26 protein-coding genes and 1 pseudogene are annotated in these 22,318 nt (G+C 65.9%); 13 read left to right on the forward strand and 14 right to left on the reverse strand.

Annotated features, from left to right (window positions below; genetic code table 11):
- Window positions 1–63 precede the first annotated feature (63 nt).
- Entirely contained in the window at window positions 64–447 is a 384-nt protein-coding gene (locus tag KBW95_RS21780) for a VOC family protein (RefSeq protein WP_211526400.1), read from the forward strand.
- A 1-nt stretch (window position 448) separates the two neighbouring features.
- On the opposite strand, the gene KBW95_RS21785 is transcribed toward KBW95_RS21780, so the two are convergent.
- From KBW95_RS21785 to KBW95_RS21800, 4 genes are all read right to left on the reverse strand, one after another.
- Complete coding sequence (locus tag KBW95_RS21785) at window positions 449–772, reverse strand: plastocyanin/azurin family copper-binding protein (RefSeq protein WP_211526401.1); 324 nt, start codon at window positions 770–772, stop codon at window positions 449–451.
- Entirely contained in the window at window positions 769–1,287 is a 519-nt protein-coding gene (locus tag KBW95_RS21790) for a DUF4142 domain-containing protein (protein WP_211526402.1), read from the reverse strand. Before KBW95_RS21790 ends, KBW95_RS21785 begins: the two co-directional genes overlap by 4 nt.
- Window positions 1,288–1,367: 80 nt before the next feature.
- On the reverse strand, window positions 1,368–2,054 hold the full coding sequence (locus KBW95_RS21795) for an RNA polymerase sigma factor (RefSeq protein WP_211526403.1): 687 nt from the start codon (window positions 2,052–2,054) through the stop codon (window positions 1,368–1,370).
- Between the two features lie 62 nt (window positions 2,055–2,116).
- Window positions 2,117–2,569, reverse strand: coding sequence for an ester cyclase (locus KBW95_RS21800; protein WP_211526404.1), 453 nt, complete (start codon window positions 2,567–2,569; stop codon window positions 2,117–2,119).
- Window positions 2,570–2,645: 76 nt separating this feature from the next.
- Here KBW95_RS21800 and soxR point away from each other — a divergent pair, with 76 nt between their 5' ends.
- Both soxR and KBW95_RS21810 read left to right on the forward strand, forming a co-directional pair.
- A complete protein-coding gene (soxR, locus tag KBW95_RS21805; RefSeq protein WP_211529324.1) occupies window positions 2,646–3,098 on the forward strand; it encodes a redox-sensitive transcriptional activator SoxR in 453 nt (150 codons plus the stop codon).
- Window positions 3,099–3,106: 8 nt separating this feature from the next.
- On the forward strand, window positions 3,107–3,955 hold the full coding sequence (locus tag KBW95_RS21810) for an alpha/beta fold hydrolase (RefSeq protein WP_211529325.1): 849 nt from the start codon (window positions 3,107–3,109) through the stop codon (window positions 3,953–3,955).
- Here KBW95_RS21810 and gshA read toward each other — a convergent pair.
- The 4 genes from gshA to KBW95_RS21830 form a co-directional block, all read right to left on the reverse strand.
- Complete coding sequence (gene gshA / locus KBW95_RS21815; protein WP_211526407.1) at window positions 3,949–5,250, reverse strand: glutamate--cysteine ligase; 1,302 nt, start codon at window positions 5,248–5,250, stop codon at window positions 3,949–3,951. The genes KBW95_RS21810 and gshA overlap by 7 nt on opposite strands.
- Before the next feature lie 138 nt (window positions 5,251–5,388).
- On the reverse strand, window positions 5,389–6,792 hold the full coding sequence (locus tag KBW95_RS21820; RefSeq protein ID WP_211526408.1) for an ammonium transporter: 1,404 nt from the start codon (window positions 6,790–6,792) through the stop codon (window positions 5,389–5,391).
- Between the two features lie 12 nt (window positions 6,793–6,804).
- Entirely contained in the window at window positions 6,805–7,143 is a 339-nt protein-coding gene (gene glnK, locus KBW95_RS21825; RefSeq protein ID WP_211526409.1) for a P-II family nitrogen regulator, read from the reverse strand.
- Window positions 7,144–7,162: 19 nt separating this feature from the next.
- Window positions 7,163–7,903, reverse strand: a complete 741-nt coding sequence (locus KBW95_RS21830; RefSeq protein ID WP_211526410.1) for a TorF family putative porin — start codon at window positions 7,901–7,903, stop codon at window positions 7,163–7,165.
- Between the two features lie 275 nt (window positions 7,904–8,178).
- Here KBW95_RS21830 and KBW95_RS21835 point away from each other — a divergent pair.
- From KBW95_RS21835 to KBW95_RS21845, 3 genes and pseudogenes are all read left to right on the forward strand, one after another.
- Window positions 8,179–8,400, forward strand: a pseudogene (locus tag KBW95_RS21835) (accessory factor UbiK family protein); the annotation flags it as partial.
- Between the two features lie 129 nt (window positions 8,401–8,529).
- Window positions 8,530–11,004, forward strand: a complete 2,475-nt coding sequence (locus KBW95_RS21840) for an adenosylcobalamin-dependent ribonucleoside-diphosphate reductase (protein WP_211529326.1) — start codon at window positions 8,530–8,532, stop codon at window positions 11,002–11,004.
- Window positions 11,005–11,035: 31 nt separating this feature from the next.
- On the forward strand, window positions 11,036–11,416 hold the full coding sequence (locus KBW95_RS21845) for a SirB2 family protein (protein WP_211527036.1): 381 nt from the start codon (window positions 11,036–11,038) through the stop codon (window positions 11,414–11,416).
- Here KBW95_RS21845 and KBW95_RS21850 read toward each other — a convergent pair.
- Window positions 11,406–12,551, reverse strand: coding sequence for an acyltransferase (locus KBW95_RS21850; RefSeq protein WP_211529327.1), 1,146 nt, complete (start codon window positions 12,549–12,551; stop codon window positions 11,406–11,408). The genes KBW95_RS21845 and KBW95_RS21850 overlap by 11 nt on opposite strands.
- 32 nt (window positions 12,552–12,583) lie before the next feature.
- The gene (locus tag KBW95_RS21855) at window positions 12,584–13,579 is read right to left on the reverse strand and encodes a lipopolysaccharide assembly protein LapB (protein WP_211529328.1); all 996 of its coding nucleotides are present in this window, start codon (window positions 13,577–13,579) and stop codon (window positions 12,584–12,586) included.
- A gap of 221 nt (window positions 13,580–13,800) precedes the next feature.
- Between KBW95_RS21855 and KBW95_RS21860 the strand changes: the two genes are divergently transcribed.
- Both KBW95_RS21860 and KBW95_RS21865 read left to right on the forward strand, forming a co-directional pair.
- Window positions 13,801–14,217 carry a DUF1801 domain-containing protein gene (locus tag KBW95_RS21860; protein ID WP_211529329.1) on the forward strand — a complete coding sequence of 139 codons (417 nt, stop codon included), beginning with the start codon at window positions 13,801–13,803 and terminating at the stop codon, window positions 14,215–14,217.
- 112 nt (window positions 14,218–14,329) lie between these two features.
- Entirely contained in the window at window positions 14,330–14,842 is a 513-nt protein-coding gene (locus tag KBW95_RS21865; protein ID WP_211529330.1) for an adenine phosphoribosyltransferase, read from the forward strand.
- Between the two features lie 85 nt (window positions 14,843–14,927).
- Here KBW95_RS21865 and KBW95_RS21870 read toward each other — a convergent pair whose 3' ends face one another.
- On the reverse strand, window positions 14,928–15,170 hold the full coding sequence (locus KBW95_RS21870; protein WP_211527041.1) for a hypothetical protein: 243 nt from the start codon (window positions 15,168–15,170) through the stop codon (window positions 14,928–14,930).
- Between the two features lie 164 nt (window positions 15,171–15,334).
- Between KBW95_RS21870 and KBW95_RS21875 the strand changes: the two genes are divergently transcribed.
- Window positions 15,335–16,852 (forward strand): YifB family Mg chelatase-like AAA ATPase, encoded by a 1,518-nt coding sequence (locus KBW95_RS21875; RefSeq protein WP_211529331.1) that lies wholly within the window; start codon window positions 15,335–15,337, stop codon window positions 16,850–16,852.
- 16 nt (window positions 16,853–16,868) lie between these two features.
- Here KBW95_RS21875 and KBW95_RS21880 read toward each other — a convergent pair whose 3' ends face one another.
- From KBW95_RS21880 to KBW95_RS21890, 3 genes are all read right to left on the reverse strand, one after another.
- Window positions 16,869–17,276, reverse strand: a complete 408-nt coding sequence (locus KBW95_RS21880; protein WP_211529332.1) for a GNAT family N-acetyltransferase — start codon at window positions 17,274–17,276, stop codon at window positions 16,869–16,871.
- A 106-nt stretch (window positions 17,277–17,382) separates the two neighbouring features.
- On the reverse strand, window positions 17,383–17,751 hold the full coding sequence (locus KBW95_RS21885; protein ID WP_211529333.1) for a DUF4844 domain-containing protein: 369 nt from the start codon (window positions 17,749–17,751) through the stop codon (window positions 17,383–17,385).
- Between the two features lie 15 nt (window positions 17,752–17,766).
- Window positions 17,767–18,729, reverse strand: a complete 963-nt coding sequence (locus tag KBW95_RS21890) for a GlxA family transcriptional regulator (protein ID WP_211529334.1) — start codon at window positions 18,727–18,729, stop codon at window positions 17,767–17,769.
- A 130-nt stretch (window positions 18,730–18,859) separates the two neighbouring features.
- Between KBW95_RS21890 and KBW95_RS21895 the strand changes: the two genes are divergently transcribed.
- The 4 genes from KBW95_RS21895 to KBW95_RS21910 all read left to right on the forward strand — a co-directional run bounded on the left by KBW95_RS21895 (window position 18,860) and on the right by KBW95_RS21910 (window position 22,073).
- Window positions 18,860–19,372 carry a hypothetical protein gene (locus KBW95_RS21895; RefSeq protein ID WP_211529335.1) on the forward strand — a complete coding sequence of 171 codons (513 nt, stop codon included), beginning with the start codon at window positions 18,860–18,862 and terminating at the stop codon, window positions 19,370–19,372.
- Window positions 19,369–20,106 (forward strand): ABC transporter ATP-binding protein, encoded by a 738-nt coding sequence (locus KBW95_RS21900; RefSeq protein WP_229429940.1) that lies wholly within the window; start codon window positions 19,369–19,371, stop codon window positions 20,104–20,106. The genes KBW95_RS21895 and KBW95_RS21900 overlap by 4 nt, the downstream gene beginning before the upstream one ends.
- Window positions 20,103–21,665 carry a hypothetical protein gene (locus tag KBW95_RS21905; protein WP_211529336.1) on the forward strand — a complete coding sequence of 521 codons (1,563 nt, stop codon included), beginning with the start codon at window positions 20,103–20,105 and terminating at the stop codon, window positions 21,663–21,665. Before KBW95_RS21900 ends, KBW95_RS21905 begins: the two co-directional genes overlap by 4 nt.
- A gap of 69 nt (window positions 21,666–21,734) precedes the next feature.
- Window positions 21,735–22,073: a DUF1840 domain-containing protein gene (locus tag KBW95_RS21910; protein ID WP_211527047.1), complete on the forward strand. Its 339-nt coding sequence runs from the start codon at window positions 21,735–21,737 to the stop codon at window positions 22,071–22,073.
- Window positions 22,074–22,318 lie beyond the last annotated feature (245 nt).

Below are 22,318 nucleotides of genomic sequence, written 5' to 3' on the forward strand. Positions count from 1 at the left end.
CTCCAGCCTCAAGCATGTGTTTACACTGGGCTTCTCACAACCACTGTCCAGATGGAGAAACACATGAAGCGGGTTACCGGTATCGGCGGCATTTTCTTCCACGCGAAAGACCCAGTGGCGCTGCGCGCCTGGTACCAGCGCCACCTGGGCATCGAGGTGCTCGAATGGGGCGGCGCGGCCTTCACCTGGACCGATGCGCAAGGCAAGCCGACCGGCGGCACCACCATCTGGTCGATCAGCCCCAACACCGACAGCCACTTCGCTCCCGGCGCCTCCTTCATGATCAACTACCGGGTGGACGACCTGGCCGCCCTGCTCCAGGCCCTGCGCGAGGAAGGCTGCCAGGTGCTCGACCAGACCGACGACTCCGAGTACGGCAAGTTCGGCTGGGTCATCGATCCGGAAGGGAACAAGGTCGAGCTCTGGCAGCCGCCTGTGGGGCAATAAGCTACTTCCCTTTCGGGCTTGCTGCGACCTCGATCCTCGCCGTCATCGTCGGATGCAGGGTGCAGTGGTAGTCCATGGACGGGCCGGCGCGCACGGTGTAGCGCCAGGTCTGCCCGGTCTGCAGCTCGCCGGACTGCATGCTCCCCTTGTCGGCGCTGACGTTGTGGACGAACAAATCCTTGTTCGTCCAGAGGATGGTGTCGCCCGGCCGCGCCTGGACCACGCGCGGCGTGAAGGCCATGCCGTCGATGACCACGCGATGCTCCGCCGCCCCGGCAGCCGCCGGCCAGCACAACGCGAGCACGGCCGCGCGCCAGGGCTTCATTTGAGTTCGCCCTGTAGGTGTTTGGCGTGCTCCAGGTGGGCCACGAAGGCCGGACGCACCTTCACCAGCAGGGCCTTCAGTTCGGCGTTGGCGGCGTTCGGGATCAGGGTTTTATCGAGCGCATCGAGCACGGTCTGGTGGTAAGCCACCTCGTTGTCGACATAGGCCTTGTCGAAGGCCTTGCCGGACATGCCCTTCAGCTTGGCCAGCGTGGCGCCGCCATCCTTTTTCAGGCCCTTGCTGGTGTCGTTCTCGCTGGGGGTCACGTTCAGCTTCTGCACCAGGGCGGCGGCTTGCTGGTTGACCGAGGTATGGTCGGCCACCATGCGCTCGGCGAAGGCGCGCACGGTCTTGCTGCTGGTCTTGGACTGGGCCAGTTTGCCGGCGTCGATGTCGACCGCGTTGGCGGCGACGACGATGGCGGCGATCTCGGCATCGTTGGGCGCGGCGGCGTGGGCGGACGCCAGGCCGGCGCTGAGCAGGAAGGACAGGAGCAGCGGGATCGATTTTTTCATGACAGGCCTCTTTGTGTGAGTAAATAACGGTGGAGCTGCCCATTGGATGCGGCCCGCCGCCGCCACGTTCCCGTTTCCCGTCACTCCGCTTCGTTCAGGCGGCCCAGCACATGGCTGACGATGCGGTCGCAGCGTGCGCCGTCGAAGGCGAAGGCCTCTTCCAGCGCAAAATCGATTTCGCGCGACAAGGCGTCGCGCAGCATGCCGCGCGCGCGGAAGTAGCGGGTGCGCACGGTGGCTTCCGGGATGCCGAGCGTATCTGCCGTTTCCTCGACGCTGAGCTCCTCCAGGGCGCGCAGCACGAACACGGTCCGGAAGACTTCCGGCAGCGCATCGATCCTGGCTTCGATCAGCTGCCGCGTCTGGGCCCGCAGCGCGGCGCGCTCGGGTTGTTCTTCCTGCTGGGAGAATTGCGTGTCGATGCGTTCTTCCATGTCCGGCTCCGCGCTTAGTTCAATGATCTCGGCCATTCTCCCGGCCTTGCGGTGACGCATCAGGGCGGCGTTCACGACGACGCGGGTCAGCCATGTGCCGAGCGAGGACTCGGCGCGGAAGCTGGACAGGGAGCGGTAGGCCTGCAGATAAGCGTCCTGGAGCGCGTCTTCGGCCTCGGCGTCGTCGCGCAGGATGCTGCGCGCCACGCGGTAGAGCCGGCGGTTATAGCGGCGCATCAGCTGCTCGAAGGCGCTGCTGTCGCCATTGCCGATCCGCTGCAAGAGCGCGCTGTCCGGATCGTTTCCTGTTGTCTGCAAGGGTGCCGGCTGCATGTTGTCTCCTCTGGTAAGCCTGTTCCTGTCCATCAGATGCGCGCAAGCTGCTCCGCGTTCCCTCAGAGCGGCCGGTCCGCGCGGCTTTCCGCGAACGCGCGCGGAATGGCGCCGATCTGCTGCAGCACCCCGAGCCGGTCGGCCTGCAGCCAGGCGCGGACGATCCGGCCCTCGCGCAGCTGGTAGATCACATTGCCCTCCTGCGTGACGTCGGCATGGCTGGGCGGTAGCCCGACAAAGCGGCCGCGGTGGGTGGCGCGGAAGGTCCAGCGCGCTGCCACCTTGTCGTCCTCGCCGATCAGGTCGTGGAGTTCGAAGCGCACGCCGGGAAAGCCGGTCAGCACGGTTTCGATGGTGGCGCGGAACTCGCGCGGTCCGCGTTCGCCGCGCGTCCCGGTGAAGTCGGGCGCGATCAGGTCCTCCAGCCGGCCGAGCTCGCGCGTGTTGATGCACTCCTCGTACAGCGTGCGCACCAGTTCCTTGTTGAGCTCGACGGTCGTCTTCGCAGTATGCATCGTTTCCTCCAGGTGGATTGACTATCGATGCGGACGAGTGTAGAACCTCAACTTAACTTGAGGTCAAGAGGAAAACATGGCGAAAATCGATCCGGACGAGATCAAGCGTCCGCTGACGGTGGGCGAAGTGGCGCGCCGCAGCGGCGTGGCGGTGTCGGCCCTGCACTTCTACGAAACCAAAGGCCTGATCCACAGCGTGCGCAGCGCCGGCCAGCAGCGCCGCTACGGCCGCGACGTGCTGCGCCGGGTGGCGGTGATCAAGGTGGCCCAGCGCATCGGCATCTCGCTGGCCTCGATCAGCGAGGCCTTCGCTTCGCTGCCGGAAGGACGCTCGCCGACGGCAGGCGACTGGGCGCGCATGTCCAGCCTGTGGCGCAAGGAGCTGGGCGAGCGCATCATGCAGCTGACGCGCCTGCGCGACCAGCTGGACGGCTGCATCGGCTGCGGCTGCCTGTCGATCGACGCCTGCAGGCTGCGCAATCCCCTGGACGAATTGTCGGAACAAGGGAGCGGGCCGCAGCTCCTGTAGGAGGAAGCATGGATAAGGTCGAGGTCGATGGGACGGAACTGGCGGTGCGACTGGCAGGCGACCGGAGCAAGCCCGCCCTGCTCCTGCTCCACGGTTTTCCCAGCTCGTCGGCGACCTTTCGCGACGTGATCGGACCGCTGGCGCACGATTGTTTCGTCATCGCGCCGGACCTGCCAGGCTATGGAGCGTCCGAGCCGATCGAGCGCCCTACTTTCTCCCGTTTCGCGGACCTCATCGATGGTCTGCTGGAGGAGCTCGGCGTCGACAGCTTCCACCTCTACCTGCACGATTACGGCGCCCCGGTCGGCCTTCACCTCGCCACGCGCTCCCCCGCCAGAATCCGCAGCCTGATCATCCAGAACGCCAATGCCCACCAGAGCGGCATGGGGCCGTCATGGGCGGCAACCCGAACATATTGGAAAAATCCGACATCCGAACATGAAGCCGAGGCGACCTCCCATCTGAACTTCGACGGCGTGCGCGACCAGTACCTTGGGGGGATACCTGAGGACATCGCGCGCCGCATCGATGCGGCGCGATGGGAAGAGGACTGGCGGATCATGTCGCTGCCGGGCCGCCTGGCCTTGCAGCGGGCGCTGGTGCTCGACTACCGCAGCCATGTCGCGCGCTTCCCCGAGATCGCCGCCTACCTGGAGCGCCACCAGCCGCCGGCGCTGATGCTCTGGGGCCGGCACGACATCTTTTTCGACCTGGACGAGACCCTGTGCTGGATGCGGGCGCTGCCGCGCATGGAAGCGCACATCCTCGACGGCCCGCATTTCCTGCTGGAGACGCATGCCGCCGAGTGCGCGGCCCTGATGCGCGCCTTCCTCAGGCGCGCAGGGATGAATCAGTAGACTTCCGGATTCGGATCGGTACGCTCCAGCTCCAGCGAGGCCGCCAGCAGGCCCAGGCGCGCCACCACGCCGTAGACGTAGAAACGGTTCGGCGCCGCCGTACCCGGCTTGGCCTTGAGGTCCGGCACCGCATGCTGCTGGGCGAAGGCCAGCGGCACATACTGCGAGCCCGGCGCATTCAGGTTCTGGTCGATGCCACGCTCGGCGTGCACGCGGTAGAAGCCGCCCACCACGTAGCGGTCGATCATCATCACCACCGGCTCGGCCACCGCGTCGTTGATGCTCTCGAAAGTCGGCACGCCTTCCTGGATGATCATGTCGGTGACCGCCACGCCATCCTTGATGACCGACATCTTGCTGCGCTGGGCCGGGGTCAGGTCGCGCACCTCGCTGGCGTCCTTCACGGTCAGGATGCCCATGCCGTAGGTGCCGGCGTCGGGTTTCAGGATCACGAAGGGCTTCTGCTCCTTCATGCCGTATTCCTTGTACTTCTTCTTGATTTTCGACAGCAGCATCGAGACGTTGTCGGCCAGTTCCTCGGTGCCGACGTTCTCCTGCAGGTCGACCTCGCCGCACTTGGCGTGCAGCGGGTTCACCATCCACGGGTCGATGTCGATCAGCTTGCCGAACTTCTTGGCCACCTCGTCGAAGGCCTTCAGGTGGTTGCTCTTGCGGCGCAGCGCCCAGCCGGCGTGCAGCGGCGGCAGCAGCGACTGCTCGTGCAGGTTTTCCAGGATCGGCGGGATGCCGGCCGACAGATCGTTGTTGAGCAGGATGGTGCAGGGATCGAAGTCGGCCAGGCCCAGGCGGCGGCCGTTGGGCGAGCGCACCAGGGGCTCGATCACCAGCATATTCCCGTCCGGCAGCGCCAACGGGGTCGGCTCGGTGATTTCCGGCGACAGCGAACCGAAGCGCACGTGCAGGCCGGTCTGGCGGAAGATCTGCATCAGGCGCGCCACGTTCTGCAGGTAGAGCGGGTTGCGCGTATTGGTTTCCGGGATCAGGAGCAGGTTGCGCGCATCCGGGCAGTACTTGTCGATCGCGGCCATGGCGGCCTGCACCGTCAGCGGCAGCATCTCGGTCGCCAGGTTGTTGAAACCGCCCGGGAACAGGTTCGTATCGACCGGCGCCAGCTTGTAGCCCGCATTGCGCAGGTCCACCGAGCAGTAGAACGGCGGCGTATGCTCCTGCCACTCGAGGCGGAACCAGCGCTCGATGGCGGGCGTGGCCTCGAGGATTTTCTTTTCCAGATCGAGCAGAGGGCCGGTTTGGGCGGTGACGAGGTGCGGAACCATGAAAGTGGACGTCCTTACAATGCGCTGCAGTGAATTGTGGCTACCGATGTGGGGGCAGACGGACAAGTTGCAAGGCCGCACGTTGCAATAACGCAAAAAGGCGCCCGCAGGCGCCTTTTCGATACCGCCGCGCGGATATCAGGAATGGTACGCCGATTCGCCGTGGCTGGTAATGTCCAAACCTTCGCGTTCCTGGTCTTCCGGCACGCGCAGTCCGATCACGACGTCGACCAGCTTGAAGGCCACGAAGGACACCAGCGCCGACCAGAAGATCGTGATGCCCACGGCCTGGGCCTGCACCCACACCTGGTTGGCGATCGAGAAATCCGGCGATGCCTTGTTGGCAACATAGTCCCAGATGCCCTGGCCGCCCAGCTGCGGCGATGCGAACACGCCGGTCAGCAGTGCGCCCAGGATGCCGCCCACGCCGTGCACGCCGAACACGTCCAGCGAGTCGTCGGCGCCCAGCAGGCGCTTCAGGCCAGTCACGCCCCACAGGCAGATGATACCAGCCAGCAAGCCGATGACCAAGGCGCCCATCGGACCGACGAAGCCGCAGGCCGGGGTAATGGCCACCAGGCCGGACACGGCGCCCGAAGCGGCGCCCAGCATCGACGGGCGCTTCTTGAAGATCCATTCGCCGATCACCCAGGACACGGTGGCGCAGGCGGTCGCCAGCAGGGTGTTGATGAAGGCCAGTGCGGCGATGTCGCCCGCTTCCAGGGCCGAGCCGGCATTGAAGCCGAACCAGCCCACCCACAGCAGCGAGGCGCCGATCATGGTCATGACCAGGGAATGCGGGGCCATCGATTCGCGGCCATAGCCGATGCGCTTGCCGATCACGTAGGCGCCGACCAGGCCGGCCACCGCCGCGTTGATGTGCACCACGGTCCCGCCCGCGAAGTCGAGCGCGCCCTTCTGCCACAGGTAGCCGGCGGCGTCGGTGACGCTGGCCAGGGTGGCGGCGTCCTGAATCGCATCCGGACCGGCCCAGAACCAGACCATGTGGGCGATCGGCAGGTAGCCGAAGGTGAAGAACAGCACGACGAACAGCATCACGGCGGAGAAGCGCACGCGCTCGGCGAAGGCGCCGACGATCAGCGCGCAGGTGATGGCGGCGAAGGTGCCCTGGAAGGCGACGAAGATGAACTCTGGGATCATCGTCTCCTTGCTGAAGGTAGCGGCCATCGAGAAGGTGCCGGCCGCGGCGTCGTAGATGCCGTTCAGCATGGCGCGGTCGAAGCCGCCGACAAAGGGAGTGCCGCCCTGGGTGAAGGCCAGCGAGTAGCCGTACACGCACCACAGCACGATGACCAGCGCGAAGATGGTGAAGACCTGCATCAGGATCGACAGCATGTTCTTGGCGCGCACCAGGCCGCCGTAGAACAGGGCCAGGCCCGGGATCGACATCATGATGACCAGCAAGGTGGCGACGAACATCCAGGCGGTGTCGCCCTTGTTGACGGCGGGCGCGGCCCAGGCGGGCAGCGCTGCGCCGAGGCCGAGGGCGGCGGCCAGGATGGTGCTCAGGATTCGCTTCATGGGAGTGTCCTCTTACAGTGCTTCGTTGCCGGTCTCGCCGGTACGGATACGGATGACCTGGTTGAGGTCGGCGACGAAGATCTTGCCGTCGCCGATCTTGCCGGTGCGGGCCGCGCTCTGGATGGCGTCGATCACCTGGTCGACCACGGCGTCGTCCACGGCCGCCTCGATCTTGATCTTGGGCAGGAAATCGACCACGTACTCAGCGCCGCGGTACAGCTCGGTATGGCCTTTCTGGCGGCCGAAGCCCTTCACTTCGGTCACGGTCATGCCCTGCACGTTGATTTCCGACAGCGCTTCGCGCACCTCGTCGAGCTTGAAGGGCTTGATGATGGCAGTAATCATTTTCATGGCTTAGCCTCTTTTGCGATCAAAACGTTTTCGACAGGGTCAGCACGGCGGCCGACTTGCCGAGGTTCTTGCCTTCCGGGCTCAGGTAGGCCTCGGTGTTGGCCTTGATCCAGGCCAGCGACAGGGTGGCCACGCCGAAGTCCTTGGTCACGCCGACCTTGTAGTCGGTGTACGAGAAGGCGCTGTTGTTCTCGACGCGCTGGCGGCCGACGTGCAGGTTGACGATGAAGCCGTTGCCGGCGTCGACATCGGCGCCGACGTCCAGGTAGCCGCTGCGCTTGCTGTCGGCGGTGCCGAACAGGTTGGTGGTCGAGTGCGAGTACTTGACGTAGGCCGGGCCGAAGCCCAGGCGGCCGTAGAGCTCGAAGGTGTTGGCGCGCGGATTCAGGCCGTTGTCCGGGTAGTAGTAATACAGGCCGCCGACGTCGTAGCTGACAGCCTCGGTCAGCTGGCCGCGCTTGCCGCCGTAGATATCCCATTCGATGTTGCCGTCGCCGCCCAGGTCCTTGGTCCACTTGATGGTGGACAGCCAGGTGCCGACGTACAGGCCGGTCGGGCCGTGCACGTAGTCGACGCCGCCCTGCAGGGCCGGGTCGAGACGGGTCTGCGACAGGCCGCGGTAGCGGTAGTCGCTGGTGATGGCCGCGTTGTAGCTCACCTGATGTTCGGCGGGTTGTTCCTGCGCCAGGGCCGGGACGCTGGAGAGACCCAGGACCGCCAGGCCGACTGCTGCTGCGCATTGCTTCAGATTGCACTTCATGACAAACCCCCTCAGTTTGAACGGTTGCTGCCGTTGCGGTTTACAATTCTGTTATTGCTGCATTCACACTACGTTTAGCAGGATGCGTGCCAGCTCATAACGATGGGAAAGAGGCTTGTTTTTCGGGCCAGCTGCCCCACATTTGCTGTGAAACACCAAGATCGGCCGCACCATGCGCGAGCGGCGCGGCGATGTTGCAACCCATGCGCACCAAATCAGGCTGCCGCGCACCGTTGTGGTGCGCACAGCCCGGCCTTACCAAGGAAACCCAGGATATGAACAACTTCTTCAACGACTTGCAGGGCAAGATCAACCAGGCGCTGGAAAGCGGACCGGCCAAGGACATCGAGCGCAACGTCAAGGCGGTGATGACCCAGGGCTTCGCCAAGCTGGACCTGGTCACCCGCGAGGAGTTCGATATCCAGGCCCAGGTGCTGGCCAAGACCCGCGCCAAGCTCGAAGCGCTCGAGCAGCGCGTGATTGAGCTGGAAGCACGCCTGGCGACCCAGTCCACGGCCTCCGCCGCCACCGCGGCCCAGGCCGAGACGCCGCACATCATCACGCCGCCGAATCTCGACAAGCAGTAACACGTGCCTCCGGCATTCATGGAACAGCGGGAGCTTGTCATGAATGCGAAAGACAAGGTGAACGGTACGCTGGCGCCCCAGGAGGTGTCGCTGGACGTGCTGCGCGAGAAATACGCCAAGGGGGATGAGCGGACCATCGCCGACGTGCGCGCCCGGGTGGCGCGCGCGCTGGCCCTGCTCGAACCGGCGCCCAAGCGCGCCGAATGCGAGCGGCGCTTTCTGTGGGCCCAGGAACAGGGCTTCGTGCCCGCCGGCCGCATCAACTCGGCCGCCGGCCTGCAGTTGCAGGCCACCCTGATCAACTGCTTCGTCCAGCCGGTGGGCGACTCCATCTCCGGGGTCGACGGCGGCCTGCCCGGCATCTATACCGCCCTGTCCGAGGCCGCCGAGACCATGCGCCGCGGCGGCGGCGTGGGCTATGACTTCAGCGCCATCCGCCCCATGGGCAGCAAGGTGCGCGGCACCGCCTCGCGTGCCTCCGGGCCGGTCTCCTACATGGAAGTGTTCGACGCCTCCTGCCGCACGGTGGAATCGGCCGGCGCGCGGCGCGGCGCCCAGATGGGCGTGCTGCGCATCGACCATCCCGACATCGAACGCTTCATCGCCGCCAAGGACCTGGGGGCGCTCACCAACTTCAACATCTCGGTCGGCGTCCTTGATTCCTTCATGCGTGCGGTGGAAGACGACGCCACCTTCGAACTGGTGCACCGCGCCGAGCCGGGCGACGAAGACCAGGCGGCCGGCGCTCGCCGGCGCGAGGACGGGCTGTGGGTCTACCGCGAGGTGCGCGCCCGCGTGTTGTGGGAACAGGTGATGCTGTCGACCTACGACCATGCCGAGCCAGGCGTGCTGTTCGTCGACCGCATGAACGCCGAGAACAACCTCTGGTACTGCGAAGAGCTGAACGCCACCAATCCCTGCGGCGAGCAGCCGTTGCCCGCCTACGGCTGCTGCGACCTCGGCTCGCTCAACCTCACTTGCTTCGTCGAGCGGCCCTTTTCCGACGACGCCGGCTTCGATTTCGCGCGCCTGCGCGAAGTCGCCACGGTGGCCGTGCGCATGCTCGACCTGGTGCTGGACGCCACCGAATGGCCCCTGCCCCAGCAGGCCGCCGAGTCGCGCGCCAAGCGCCGCATCGGGCTCGGCTTCCTCGGCCTGGGCAGCGCCCTGGTGATGCTGGGGCTGCGCTACGACTCAGACCAAGGGCGCGCCATGGCCGCCCGCATCGCCGAGACCATGCGCGACGCCGCCTACGCGGCCTCGGTGGAGCTGGCGCGCGAGAAAGGCGCCTTCCCGCTGTTCGACGCCGACCACTACCTGCGCGGGCAGTTCGTCAGCCGGCTGCCGCAGGTGCTGCTCGACGCGATCCGCGTGCATGGCATCCGCAATTCGCACCTGCTGTCGATCGCACCCACCGGCACCATCTCGCTGGCCTTTGCCGACAATGCCTCGAACGGCATCGAGCCTCCGTATGCGTGGCGCTACCAGCGCAAGAAGCGCACGGCCGACGGCGGCACGCGCAGCTACGAGGTGCTCGACCACGCCTGGCGGCTGTATCGCCAGCTGGGACACGATCCCGAAGTGGGCCTGCCGCCGCAGTTCGTGACCGCGCTCGAGATGCGCGCCATCGACCACCTGCGCATGGTGGAGGCGGTGCAGCCCTTCGTCGACACGGCGATCTCGAAGACCGTCAACGTGCCGGAGGATTATCCCTACGACGACTTCCGCGACCTGTACAGCCAGGCCTGGCATGCGGGACTGAAGGGACTGGCCACCTATCGCCCGAACACGGTACTGGGCAGCGTGCTGTCGACGACACCCGCGCCGGCGCCGGCAGCGCATCCGGCGCCGGACGACGACCCGCTGCTCAAGCGCTTCGAGCGCCGGCCTTTGGGCGAGCTGGAATCGGTTACCTCCAAGATCGAGTATTCGACCCAGGAAGGCCGCAAGAGCGCCTACCTGACGGTGAGCTTCATCCGCACCGAGGGCCATTGGGAAGGCCAGCCGGTGACCATCGAGCGTCCTTTCGAGTTCTTCATGCCCGGCAACCAGCGCACCGGCGGCCACCAGTGGATCACGGCCTCGATGCGCCTGCTGTCGATGGTGGCGCGCGCCGGCGGGCCGATCGCCAAGGCCCTGGCCGACATGCGCGAGGTGGTCTGGGAAAAGGGCCCGGTGCGCTGCGGCCACCTGACGCGCGAGGATGGCGTGCAGGTGCCGGTCTACCACGACTCGGAAGTGGCGGCGATCGCCTTCATGCTGCAGCGGATCCTGATCCGGCGCGGCTTCCTCGACGCCCTCGGCAACCAGGCGCCGGTCGGGGACCTGGCGCGCGCCTTCTCCGAACGCGGCGGCGCGCCGATGCCGGAGGCCGCGCCGCAGCCGCCCACGTCCAGCGGCGCCCTGCCCGTCGCCACCGGCGCCAAATGTCCGGAGTGCGGGGCGCGCGCCTTGCGCAAGGTGGACGGCTGCACGCGCTGCGACGAGTGCCATTACGTCGGCGAATGCGGCTGACTGCAGCCGGCGGCTCAGGCATACTGGGCGGATGAGCTATCTCGCCCTTAAACACCTGCACATGAGCTTTGCCGTCCTGAGCGGCAGCTTCTTCCTGATTCGCGGCCTGTGGATGCTGGCCGGCTCGGCGCGCCTGCAGCAGCGCTGGGTGAAGATCGCCCCGCACATCGTCGACACGCTGCTACTCGCCAGCGCCATCGGCCTGGCCGCCTGGAGCCGCCAGTATCCTTTCGTGGCGCCCTGGCTCACGGCCAAGGTGCTGGCGCTGGTGGCCTACATCGTGCTTGGCACGATCGCCCTCAAGCGCGGGCGCACGCCGCAGGTGCGCCTGGCCGCCTTCATCGCGGCGCTGGCCTGCTTCTTCTACATCGTTGCGGTCGCCGTCACCAAGAACCCGCTCGTCATCGCATGAGGGCGAGCGCCGGCCGGACATGCCGGCGCGCCAGCCTCTCGCGTAGCCGCAAGCCCGGGCGCTCTACCGCCAGGTAGAGCAGCGCTCCCGCCGCCAGCGCCGCGCCGCCATAGCAGCCCAGCACAAGCAGGTTCGATCCTTCGAGATACGCGCCCGCGTGCTCGCTCACCAGGCGGAACATGGACTTGTGGGTCAGGTAGAGGCTGAAGGCGAGCGTCGCCACCAGGCGTGCGCCGGGCAGCTCGATGCGGCCGGGCAGGATCGCCGGGCTTGCCATGCCGACCAGCACGCAACCCAGTCCGAGCGACAGCAGCGGAAAGCCGACCACCGCGCCGGCTTCGGTGACGAGCCCTTCGAACAGCGGCGCCGCCGCAATCACCAGCAGCAGGCCCGCGGCCAGGAAGGCCCAGCCGCGCGCCGTCATCCAGCGCCACCATGCCGGCCGGTGGAGGCGGACGGCCGCCAGGGCCGCTCCGATCAGCAAGCCGTCCAGCCGGGCCCAGGTCGGATTGTAGACATGCTCGATGTAGCGCAGGACGAACCAGTCCTCGCCTTCCTTCACGTGTAGATAAGGCGCGACCTGCGCATGCCAGGCCCAGGCGCGCAGCGCGATCCCGCCGAGCAGCACCGCCAGCACGAACAGCGCCGACTTGCGCAAGCTGGGCCGGCGCGACAGCAGCGCCACGGCCAGCGGCAGCAACAGGTAGAAATGCTCTTCCACGCACAGCGACCAGGCGTGGGAGAACGCGCGGTTGCGGAAGTAGTCGGGGAACAGGTTCGCCGTAAAGCTCAGGAATTGCCAGGCCGGCTGCATGCCGGGACTCTCGCGCCAGCCCGGGAGCCACAGGTAGAGCGCCAGCACGGCCAGGTAGGCCGGCAGCACGCGCAGGGCGCGGCGCAGCAGGTAGTCGCCCCAGCGCGGCCCTTCGGGCGCCGCGCTGGCCGCACATACCTGGCCGCCGACCAGGAAGCCGCTCAGCACGAAGAACAGGTCGACGCCCATCCAGCCCAGGTCGGCGATGGGGCCCAGGACGGGACCGAACTGCGGTCCGTAGCTGACGAGGTGATAGGCCATGACCCAGACGATGGCGAAGGCGCGCAGGAGATCGAGTCCGGGAAGACGCTGGTGATGCATGGATGACGATACGGAGAAGACGCGTTGGAGAATCAGTGCTCCCGCAACCGCGCGAGCCGCGCCGCGACCTGGTCGCGCTCGCGGCGCCCGAAGGCGGGCTTGGCGCCCAGGGCCGACTGGTAGGCCGCGATCGCGCGCGGCTCGTTGCGCAGTTCCTGGTAGACCTCGCCCAGGGCCTTGTACACGTAGGGCTTGGGCCCGATGAGCGCCGCCCGCTCGAGGAAGGACGCGGCCTCCGCCAGCCTGCCCTGCGCGCGGGACACGAGCGCCAGTCCATAGCTGCCGGCTTCGCTCGATGGAATGCGGCGCTGCAGCTCGGCGTACAGGCGGCTGCTGTTCGCGAAACGCCCGGCATCCAGATAGGCTTGCGCCAGCCCGGCGAGCAGGTCGCGGTGGACGCTCTCCACCAGCTCGTACCTGGCCAGGTTCGCGGCCAGCACATACTCTTCCGCATCGGCGAGCCGGTCTTCGCTCTGGGCGCACAGCGCCAGCATCAGGCGCGTGAGTTCGGGGTCGGTGCGATGGACTTCCATCGCCAGGTCGCGCGCCCGGACGGTGCTCCCGCCAAGGAAGAACGGCGCGCGCAGGTAAAAGCGCAGCAGCGACACGCGCGCGCGGTAATTGGTGGGATCGAGCAGCACGGCACGCTCATAGGCCTCGCGCTGGGCGCGCGTATTGCCGAGCGCGGCGACCATCCAGCCGCTGCCCTGCGCTTCCAGCACCTTGCCCAGCGCTTCCGCGCACACGCTGTTGCCGGAATGCGCAGCGACACAGCGTTCGGCGGCGGCCTCGGCTTCGGGCAGGCGGCCGGCCGGGTCCTGAGCCAGGATCAGGTCGACCGTGCCGGCCAGGGCAAATGCATCGTTCGGATCGCCGGCCAGCCGTTCGGCAATGGCGCGGGAAGCGTCGGCAAAGCGTTTCTGGTGGACCAGCTGGGCGATCGGATGCACGGGCGCGGCGCAGACGTCCCACAGCGGGCCGCATGCCAACAATGCCGCTGCCCACCAGGGCCTGAGTTTCGCCAGCATCGATGTCCTTTCCCGCGCAGGAACGTCGTTTGGCGGTCCGGCGGCGGCCTTACCCATGTCGGATAATCGGCCGTGATGATTTGAGAGAAAGCAAATCCTCACATGAAAGTATCTGTTCGTCAACAATACATATGCGAAGTTAACAGGTGGCCCGGCATTGCCAGTCCCTCTGCAACACTGGACAATGGGCGTTCGGCACACTACGAGACCTGGGAAGAACGATGAAAACAAGCACGGAATCGCAAGGACAAGCCTCAGCCGCCCAATTGATCGACGCCAGGATTGGCGAGCTGAACGACTGGCGGGGCGCAAGCTTGGCACGGGTCAGGGACCTGATCCATCAGGCCGATCCTGAAGTAGTCGAGGAGTGGAAGTGGAGTGTGCCCGTGTGGTCGCACGGCGGCATCCTGTGCACGGGCGAAGTCTACAAGAAGGCGGTGAAACTGACCTTCCCCAAGGGCGCGTCGCTCGATGATCCCTCGGGCCTGTTCAACTCCAGCCTGGAAGGCAATGTGCGCCGCGCCATCGATATCCCGGAAGGCGCGAGCGTCGACGAGGAAGCGTTCAAGGCGCTGATCCGCGCGGCCATCGCACTGAATCTGTCGGCGCCCCCCAAGCGGGCGCGCAGCAAGGCTTGAGCAAGCATGCACTTTCGTGATGGTGCGGCAAACGGAAGGCGGACGCTGCCGCCTTCCCGGATACCGGCGATAATGATGATTGCCCCTTATTTGCATCACACTGGACCATCACATGACCGACTTCGACAGCGTTCCGCTGGAGTTTTTCCAGGATTACCCGGAACCGGGCGTCAATTTCATTGACGTCGGCTGCATTTTCGATAACCCCGAGCACTGGCGCCTCGCCATCGACACGCTGCACGCGAAGACCGAAGACCTGCACTTCGACTTCATCCTGGCCATGGACGCGCGCGGCTTCATGCTGGCCGGCGCGCTGGCCTATGAGCGCAAGGTCGGATTCGCGATGGCGCGCAAGGCAGGCAAATTGCCGGGCAAGGCCATCAGCGTCGATTACCAGCGCGAGTACGGCAGCGCCACGATCGAGATCCAGCCGGAGCGCATCAAAGGGCAACGCGTGCTGATCGTCGACGACGTGCTGGCGACCGGGGGGACCATCGAAGCGGCGGCGGCCCTGCTGCGCCAGATCGGCAAGGAAGTGGCCGGCGCGGCTGCGCTCTTCGATATCGCTTTCTTCAAGGACAAGCGTGCGCTCACGATGCCGGTCGTGACCTTGCGCGACGTGTAAGTATCCATGTTCAACCCGGATGCGCGGCGTACTTCATGCATGGCGCTAGCGCTTCGCTAATTGTTCAGGCGATAGATTTCTTCGACTAATTCAGGCGGCATTGCTGGAGGCTTTGCTCAAGCTGCTCCAGCGTCACCGAAGGTGAAAAGTACATGGTGATTACCTCTCCTCCGGGCCGCTCGGCCGATGTATGACACTCTTGTGGAAGGTCGCACTCGTCTCCGAGGTAATCATCGATGAAATCAAACAGCTCGTAGTCGTCAACGATGACAACGAGCCTGCCACTGTCATCGAGGCCCACCGAGATATGTGGAAGAATTTCTTTCATAGCTCTCTTTGTATTCGATTTCGTTGCTTACGCTGACATCCTGTCGCACAGCTAGGCAGTGATTCCTGCCGCGGCTGAACTGCACGCGACTGCTCGCCCTCAAACCGCCGCTTCCCGGTGCTTCTACCATGTGACGACCGCAATGACGTCATGCAAGGAGCGAGATGAGTCTAGCAGTCCTCAGGAGCCGCGCACTGGCCGGCATGCAAGCGCCGGCCGTCAGCGTCGAAGTGCATCTCGCAAACGGCTTGCCGGGCATGACCATCGTCGGCTTGCCCGATGCGGAAGTGCGCGAAGCCAAAGACCGTGTGCGCGCTGCCTTGCAGAATTCCGGCTTCGACGTGCCGGCGCGGCGCATCACGGTCAACCTGGCGCCGGCTGAATTGCCCAAGGAATCGGGCCGCTTCGACCTTCCGATCGCGCTCGGCATTTTGGCCGCCTCGCGCCAGATCCGCGGCGAACAGCTGGATCGCTTCGAATTCGCGGGCGAATTGTCGCTGTCGGGCGAGTTGCGGCCTGTGCGTGGTGCGCTGGCCATGACCTTCGCCATGCATCGCCAGCGCGAAGGCAAAGCCGGCGCCTTCATCCTGCCGCAGGCCAATGCCGACGAGGCCGCGCTGGTCGAGGATGCCGCGATCTATCCTGCCCGCACCTTGCTGGAAGTGTGTGCGCATTTCTCGCACTTGCCGGAAGCGCCCAGGCTTGCCCGCTATCGGCGCGAACACCTAGCGGCCAATCCCGCGTATCCGGACTTCGCCGAGGTCAAAGGACAGCCGCAGGCCAAGCGCGCGCTGGAGGTGGCGGCGGCCGGCTGCCACTCGGTACTGCTGGTCGGCCCGCCGGGCGCCGGCAAGACCATGCTGGCGGCGCGCTTTCCCGGCCTGCTTCCGCGGATGAGCGATGGCGAGGCCTTGGAGTCGGCCGCCGTGCAATCGCTGGCCGGCAGCTTTTCGCAGGATCGCTGGCGGCAGCGGCCGTTTCGCAGTCCCCATCACACCACCTCGGGCGTCGCGCTGGTCGGCGGCGGCAACCTGCCGCGTCCCGGAGAGGTGTCGCTGGCCCATCATGGGGTGCTTTTCCTGGACGAGCTGCCGGAGTTCGACCGACGTGTGCTGGAAGTGCTGCGCGAGCCGCTGGAGTCGGGTCACATCACGATCTCGCGCGCGGCGCACCAGGCCGATTTTCCGGCGCGCTTCCAGCTGATCGCAGCCATGAACCCTTGTCCTTGCGGCTGGCTCGGCCACCCGTCGGGCAAGTGCCGCTGCAGCCAGGAGGCGGTGCAACGCTACCAGGACCGGATCTCGGGTCCCCTGCTCGACCGCATCGACATCCAGCTGCAAGTCGCCGCGCTGCCGCCGGACAGCATGGGGGCACAAGCCGACGGCGAGCCGAGCAGCGAAATAGCACGGCGCGTCGAACGGGCGCATGCGCGCCAGCTGGCGCGGCAGGATAGCTCCAACAGCCAGCTGCGGCCGGGGCAGATCGACAGCTTGTGCCAGCCCGATGCGGCCGGCAAGCAGTTGTTGCACACGGCGGCGCGCCACCTGCACTGGTCGGCGCGCGCCTACCACCGCGTGCTCAAGGTGGCGCGCACGATCGCCGACCTGGCCGGCGCCGAGCATGTGGAGGCGCCGCATGTGGCCGAAGCGATCCAGTACCGGCGCGCGCTGCGCGAGCACTAAGCCGGAGCGTTAGCGCTCAATGCTCGGTACCGGCGTAGATCCACATCGGCTCGGTCTTCCCTGCCCGCTCGAAGCCCAGCCGTTTATAGAATTCGATCGCTTCACCGTCGGCGGTCAGCATCATCTGATGAAAGCCGGCGTACCTGTCGAGCAGGGCCTCCATCATCTTCCTGCCGACACCGGCGCCCTGATGGACCGGATCGACCAGCATGTGAGGGAAGTAGACGAGCAAATGGCCGTCGGAGATGGCGTTGCCCAGTCCAATCAGCTGGTCTCCGATGCGGACCGTGACCAGCGCATGGGAATTACGCAGGCCGGCCATCAACTGATCCGGCTTGTCCGCCGAGGACCAGCCGTTGGCGCGATACAAGTGGATGACTTCACCCCTGTCGATCTTATCGGAGAGCGAGACTTCGATGCTCATGGATTCCTCATGATGGTTGATGTGGACAGCATGACGCTCAATGTTCGTCCCACAAATAGTCTATCCCCCTCTGCACGGACAGAAGGTCCATTTGCGCCCGCATCAGCTAAACACCACCAAGATAACAAGCGAGCAGGCCATCCGAACTCTCGATATCGAGAATGTCCATGATCCGCTCCAACTCCATCCCGAAGTGCTCCCTCCCCTCCGTGTCTTCCTGCTCGACCAGTTCGAGTGAGCGCTGGAATTCGGTCAACACCCAAAGCTTTGTCGGATCGCGTGCAATCCCTCGGATCAATCGATCGGCCAGATCGTTCAGCACATTCGAGAGCCTCAGACGCTCTTCGAAAACGCCTGTCCCGGGTAGCATGGGCAGCTTGGGCTCGCGACGACGGAATGCGGCGAGTTCCTCAAGGACGCGCTCAGTGATAGCTAGCTGCTCATCCACAACTTCAGCCAAGGGATCATCGCTCATAGGTATCAAAAAGGCTTAGGCAGACCCGAAGGCCGCCTGCTCACGCGCGGCGCGCTTGATGGCTTGCGGCGGCTGGCCGAAGGCGCGCAAGAAAGCGCGGCGCATGCGCTCGGGATCGGAGAAGCCGGTTTCGCGTGCGACCACGTCGATCGGGTGATTGCTGCTCTCGATCATGGCGCGCGCGGCTTCCACCCGCAGCACCTCGACCGCGCGTGCCGGCGACTGGCCGGTCTCGAGCCGGAAGCTGCGGCTGAACTGGCGCGTGCTCAGGTTGGCCGCTTCCGCCAGCTCGTCCACCGACAAGGGTTTGCGCAGGTGACGCTTGGCGTAGGAGAGCGCCTGCTGGATCCGGTCCGACTTCGGCTCGAGCTCCAGCAAGGCGGAGAACTGCGACTGGCCGCCACTGCGCCGGTGGTAGACGACCATCTGGCGCGCGATGTGTTTCGAGGCATCCCGTCCAAGGTCGCTCTCGACCATCGCCAGGCACAGGTCGACGCAGGCGGTCATGCCGGCCGAGGTCCAGATGCGGCCGTCGTTGATGAAGATGCGGTCCTCCTCGACCCGCGCCTTTGGATAGGCGCGCTGCAGGTCGCGCGCCATGGCCCAGTGGGTGGTGGCGCGGCGGCCGTCGAGCAGGCCCGCTTCGGCCAGGATGAATGCGCCGGTACAGATGCTGGCCGTGCGCCGCGATTGCTGGCTTGCCTCGCGCAGGTAAGCCAGGAAGGGCGCCGTGGAGCGGAAGCCCAGCGGCTGCATGACGCCGGCGACGATCAGGGTGTCGAAGTCGTGGCGCCCGGCGGCTTCGGTGAACACGCCCACGCCCGAGGAGCTGGGCAGGACACCGCCCTTCTCGGACAGCATCGTCATCTCGTAATGCGGTCCCGAATCCATATTGTTGGCGACCTCGAAAACGGTCGTCGCCATGAGATCGAGCGCTTGGAAGCCCGGCGGGAACAGGAAGCCGATTCTGCGTTTCATGAGGAGCCTTGATGAATGGTTGCCATATCGATCATACGACAAGTCGCGAATCGCCATGACGCCCCTCCTCCGTTTTGGAGAGGCGGCGGCGGGGATCGCCCGGCGGCTTCACTGCTGTTACCATCCTGGCATGCGAGCACATACTTTTTTCCGGACCGGCCGCCTCCTGGCCATGGCGGCCCTGGTCGCCAGCTGCAGTCCGACCTACAACTGGCGCGAATACACCAGCCAGGACGGCGCCTATACGGTGCTGTTCCCTGCCAAACCCTCGTCGTTCACGCGCTCCATCGACTTGAACGGAATGCGGGTCGACCTGACCATGACCGCCGCCGAGGTGGAAGGCACGACCTTCGCCGTCGGCTCGGGCGCGGCGCCGGACGCCGCCGCGGCCCAGGCGGCCCTGCCCGCCATGCGCCAGGCGCTGCTGCGCAATATCGGAGCGGCAGACAGCGGCGCGGCGCGTGACGAGAAAGGCCGCCTTGCGGTCGACGCCGGCGGCACCGGCAATGGGCAGCCGGTCAAGCTGGTTGGCCGCTTCGAAGCGCGGGGAACGCGCTTCTACCAGGTGATCGTGCTGGGCAAGCGCAGCACCGTGACGCAGGAACAGACGGAGCAATTCCTCACCTCGTTCAAGCCGCAATGATGGGCAGCGCCGTCCCCGCCCTGCGCCTGGCTGGCCTGCACAAGCAGTTCGGCCGTCCTGCCGTGGACGGGCTCGACCTGGAGGTGCGGCGCGGCGAACTCTATGCGCTGCTCGGCCCCAACGGCGCCGGCAAGACCACGACCCTGCGCATGGTGACTGGCTTGCTGGCGCCTGATGCCGGCAGCATCGAGGTGCTCGGCATCGACCTGGCCGAGGCGCCCGCCGCCGCCAAGATGAAGATGGCCTATCTGCCGGACGATCCGATGTTGTATGGGAAGCTCAAGCCGCCCGAATACCTGGAGTTCGTAGCCGGTCTCTGGGGCGTGCATCCCGAGCAGGCGGAGCCGCGAGCCCGCGCACTGCTCGACTGGCTCGACCTGGCAAGGCATGCGCATGAACTGACGGAAGGTTTCTCGCGCGGGATGAAGCAGAAGCTCGCGCTGGCCGGCGCCCTGATCCACGAACCGGAACTGCTGATCCTTGACGAGCCGCTCACCGGGCTCGACGCCGCGGCGGCGCGCCAGGTCAAGGACCTGCTGCTGTCCCACGTGGCCGAGGGCGGTACCGTGATCCTGACCACGCACATCCTCGAGGTGGCCGAGCGGCTGGCGCAACGCATCGGCATCATCCGCCAAGGCCGCCTGATCGCCGAAGGCACGCTCGACGAACTGCAGGCACGCACCCAAGGCGGCAGCCTCGAAGACGTGTTCCTCGAGCTGACCGGACAGCCATGAGCGCCGCACCGGGCAGCGTGCGCTGGCTGCTGATGCACGAGTTGCGGCTGGCCTGGTTCAACGCGGGGTCTTCCTCCGCTTCGGCGAGCCGGCGGCGTCCAGGGACCTCCACCATTCTCGTCCTGGGTGCAATCTGGATCGCGCTGCATGCCGGCGCGTGGTTCACATTGCGTGGACTGGAAGGGCTCGACCGCATGGCGCGGCCGCTGCTGGCCGGAGTAACCGCGGCCCTGATCGTCTGCGCGACCGCCATGCTGTCGTCGAGCCTGAAGGCGAGCGTGGTGACCCTGTTCGAGCGCAGCGATCTCGACCTGCTGCTGTCGTCGCCGCTGCCGTCGCGCAGCATTTTCACAGTGCGCCTGGCCGCGATCGCGGCAGCGACGGCGTCCATCTATTACTTCTTGCTGGCGCCGTTCGCGCATGTGGGGCTGCTGCTCGGGCAGTACGCCTGGCTGAGCCTGTACCCGGCTGTGCTCGGACTGGCGGTGCTGTGCGCGTGTTGCGGCATGCTGATGACCTTGGGTCTGGTGCGCACGATCGGCGCGCGCCGCACGCGCGTGGCGGGCCAGCTGCTCGGGGCCGTGGCTGGCGCTTCCGTATTCATTTTGTCGCAGTTGTACCTGCAGACCTCCCAGGTGAGACAGCGGGATATCGGGGCGACCTTGTATGCGATGCTGTCGGGCGACGGCCGCCTGGGGCCCGACAGCACAGCGTGGCTTCCCGCGCGGGCCATGCTGGGAGATCCCCTCCCCGCCCTGGGACTGGTGGCGATTGCCGTCGTGGCCTTTGCCGGCACGGCAGGCTATACGCACCGCTTCTTCGTGCGTGGCCTGCAGCAGACGGCGTCCCAGCCGGAGACGCAGCGACCGCCGGCACGGGGGACGTCTTATCGTTTCCGGCGCAGCTTGTTCGACACCATCGTCATCAAGGAATGGCGGCTGATCCTGCGCGATCCTCACCTAATTTCGCAAGTGCTGTTGCAGTTGCTCTACCTGCTGCCGCTGTTCTTCGTCATCTTTTCAAAGTCGGCCATCCAGCTGCCTGCAATTGCCGCCGGCTTGACCCTGCTGTGCGGCTCGCTGGCGGGTTCGCTGGCCTGGATCGTTATCGCGGCCGAAGATGCGCCGGACTTGCTGCGCAGCGCACCGGCGGCGCTACGGACGGTGCGGCTGGCCAAGCTGTCGGCAGCCGTCGTGCCGCCGCTGGCAGTCGTGGCGCTGCCTTTGCTGTGGCTAATTTACCGCGCACCCGTGCCCGGGTTGTTTGCCTGTTTCTCCGTCGTCGCTGCAGTGTGGAGCGCGGCCCTCGTTGTGCTGTGGTGCGGGCGCCCCGGTGTGCGGAGCAGCTTCAAGGGACGAGGCAAAGCCAACTTCCTGAGCAATTTTCTCGAGATGATAGGCAGTTTATGCTGGGCCGGCCTGGGCGGACTACTGGCGGCGCTGGGTGCTGGGTTGGCCTCGGGCGCTATCCTGGCAGGCGCTGGCGCGGCCTTATTGGGCGGTCTGATCGTGCTGCTGGCGGCCTGGCTGCTGCAGGACCGGCATCGGCGTGCGCTATGAGCGTGCGCGGGATGACCCCGATTTGAAGACGTGTTATCGTTTAGGCACTAACTGAATCACGGGATAGCCATGTTGATCAAATTTAAATGCAAATCGTACCCAGAGGTCCTGATGTACCAGGAACATGCCAAGCGCATCCTCGATTTGCTGCACAAAGACCCCGAGCGCGGCGTGATCACCGCCGAGGAGGCGCCGCGCGCCGTCCAGCTGATCGAGGGCGAAGTCGAGGAAAGCCGCAAGCATCAGGTCACCGACCAGGTGGCCCAGGACGTCCTAGCCCATGGGGAAGAAGAGGACAAGGAGCATGAGCCGATCGAGGTGGTCAGCTTCCCGACGCGCATTTATCCACTGCTGGAGATGCTGCGCTCGGCAAGGGATAACCGAACCGATGTGCTGTGGGGTGTTTGAACACCTCTGAAGGATTCCGTCAGCGGCGTAGAGAAAGCCCGTTTGGGTGAAGGACGGGCTTTGTTTGTGCCGGGTGCGAGAGCAGACAGCCCCGTGGCGTTAGCCACGGGGCTGTTTGTTTTTGTGGGGTGGCGGTGTGCGTCGTGGTGGCCGACGAAGCTATTCGGTCTGCACGCTCTGTGAACTTGGGTTCCGGCCAAGGGGGACGCCGAGTCCCGGAAGTCGTAGGCCGGAACAATGCCACT

The sequence above is a fragment of the Massilia sp. ZL223 genome (assembly GCF_018119395.1).
GTDB lineage: Bacteria > Pseudomonadota > Gammaproteobacteria > Burkholderiales > Burkholderiaceae_D > Telluria.

What these genes read in the sequence shown, in the direction of transcription:
- KBW95_RS21780 (WP_211526400.1), top strand. Translation starts at nt 64, where the DNA reads ATGAAGCGGGTTACCGGTATCGGCGGCATTTTCTTCCACGCGAAAGAC.
- KBW95_RS21785 (WP_211526401.1), bottom strand. Translation starts at nt 772, where the DNA reads ATGAAGCCCTGGCGCGCGGCCGTGCTCGCGTTGTGCTGGCCGGCGGCT.
- KBW95_RS21790 (WP_211526402.1), bottom strand. Translation starts at nt 1,287, where the DNA reads ATGAAAAAATCGATCCCGCTGCTCCTGTCCTTCCTGCTCAGCGCCGGC.
- KBW95_RS21795 (WP_211526403.1), bottom strand. Translation starts at nt 2,054, where the DNA reads ATGCAGCCGGCACCCTTGCAGACAACAGGAAACGATCCGGACAGCGCG.
- KBW95_RS21800 (WP_211526404.1), bottom strand. Translation starts at nt 2,569, where the DNA reads ATGCATACTGCGAAGACGACCGTCGAGCTCAACAAGGAACTGGTGCGC.
- soxR (WP_211529324.1), top strand. Translation starts at nt 2,646, where the DNA reads ATGGCGAAAATCGATCCGGACGAGATCAAGCGTCCGCTGACGGTGGGC.
- KBW95_RS21810 (WP_211529325.1), top strand. Translation starts at nt 3,107, where the DNA reads ATGGATAAGGTCGAGGTCGATGGGACGGAACTGGCGGTGCGACTGGCA.
- gshA (WP_211526407.1), bottom strand. Translation starts at nt 5,250, where the DNA reads ATGGTTCCGCACCTCGTCACCGCCCAAACCGGCCCTCTGCTCGATCTG.
- KBW95_RS21820 (WP_211526408.1), bottom strand. Translation starts at nt 6,792, where the DNA reads ATGAAGCGAATCCTGAGCACCATCCTGGCCGCCGCCCTCGGCCTCGGC.
- glnK (WP_211526409.1), bottom strand. Translation starts at nt 7,143, where the DNA reads ATGAAAATGATTACTGCCATCATCAAGCCCTTCAAGCTCGACGAGGTG.
- KBW95_RS21830 (WP_211526410.1), bottom strand. Translation starts at nt 7,903, where the DNA reads ATGAAGTGCAATCTGAAGCAATGCGCAGCAGCAGTCGGCCTGGCGGTC.
- KBW95_RS21840 (WP_211529326.1), top strand. Translation starts at nt 8,530, where the DNA reads ATGAATGCGAAAGACAAGGTGAACGGTACGCTGGCGCCCCAGGAGGTG.
- KBW95_RS21845 (WP_211527036.1), top strand. Translation starts at nt 11,036, where the DNA reads ATGAGCTATCTCGCCCTTAAACACCTGCACATGAGCTTTGCCGTCCTG.
- KBW95_RS21850 (WP_211529327.1), bottom strand. Translation starts at nt 12,551, where the DNA reads ATGCATCACCAGCGTCTTCCCGGACTCGATCTCCTGCGCGCCTTCGCC.
- KBW95_RS21855 (WP_211529328.1), bottom strand. Translation starts at nt 13,579, where the DNA reads ATGCTGGCGAAACTCAGGCCCTGGTGGGCAGCGGCATTGTTGGCATGC.
- KBW95_RS21860 (WP_211529329.1), top strand. Translation starts at nt 13,801, where the DNA reads ATGAAAACAAGCACGGAATCGCAAGGACAAGCCTCAGCCGCCCAATTG.
- KBW95_RS21865 (WP_211529330.1), top strand. Translation starts at nt 14,330, where the DNA reads ATGACCGACTTCGACAGCGTTCCGCTGGAGTTTTTCCAGGATTACCCG.
- KBW95_RS21870 (WP_211527041.1), bottom strand. Translation starts at nt 15,170, where the DNA reads ATGAAAGAAATTCTTCCACATATCTCGGTGGGCCTCGATGACAGTGGC.
- KBW95_RS21875 (WP_211529331.1), top strand. Translation starts at nt 15,335, where the DNA reads ATGAGTCTAGCAGTCCTCAGGAGCCGCGCACTGGCCGGCATGCAAGCG.
- KBW95_RS21880 (WP_211529332.1), bottom strand. Translation starts at nt 17,276, where the DNA reads ATGAGCATCGAAGTCTCGCTCTCCGATAAGATCGACAGGGGTGAAGTC.
- KBW95_RS21885 (WP_211529333.1), bottom strand. Translation starts at nt 17,751, where the DNA reads ATGAGCGATGATCCCTTGGCTGAAGTTGTGGATGAGCAGCTAGCTATC.
- KBW95_RS21890 (WP_211529334.1), bottom strand. Translation starts at nt 18,729, where the DNA reads ATGAAACGCAGAATCGGCTTCCTGTTCCCGCCGGGCTTCCAAGCGCTC.
- KBW95_RS21895 (WP_211529335.1), top strand. Translation starts at nt 18,860, where the DNA reads ATGCGAGCACATACTTTTTTCCGGACCGGCCGCCTCCTGGCCATGGCG.
- KBW95_RS21900 (WP_229429940.1), top strand. Translation starts at nt 19,369, where the DNA reads ATGATGGGCAGCGCCGTCCCCGCCCTGCGCCTGGCTGGCCTGCACAAG.
- KBW95_RS21905 (WP_211529336.1), top strand. Translation starts at nt 20,103, where the DNA reads ATGAGCGCCGCACCGGGCAGCGTGCGCTGGCTGCTGATGCACGAGTTG.
- KBW95_RS21910 (WP_211527047.1), top strand. Translation starts at nt 21,735, where the DNA reads ATGTTGATCAAATTTAAATGCAAATCGTACCCAGAGGTCCTGATGTAC.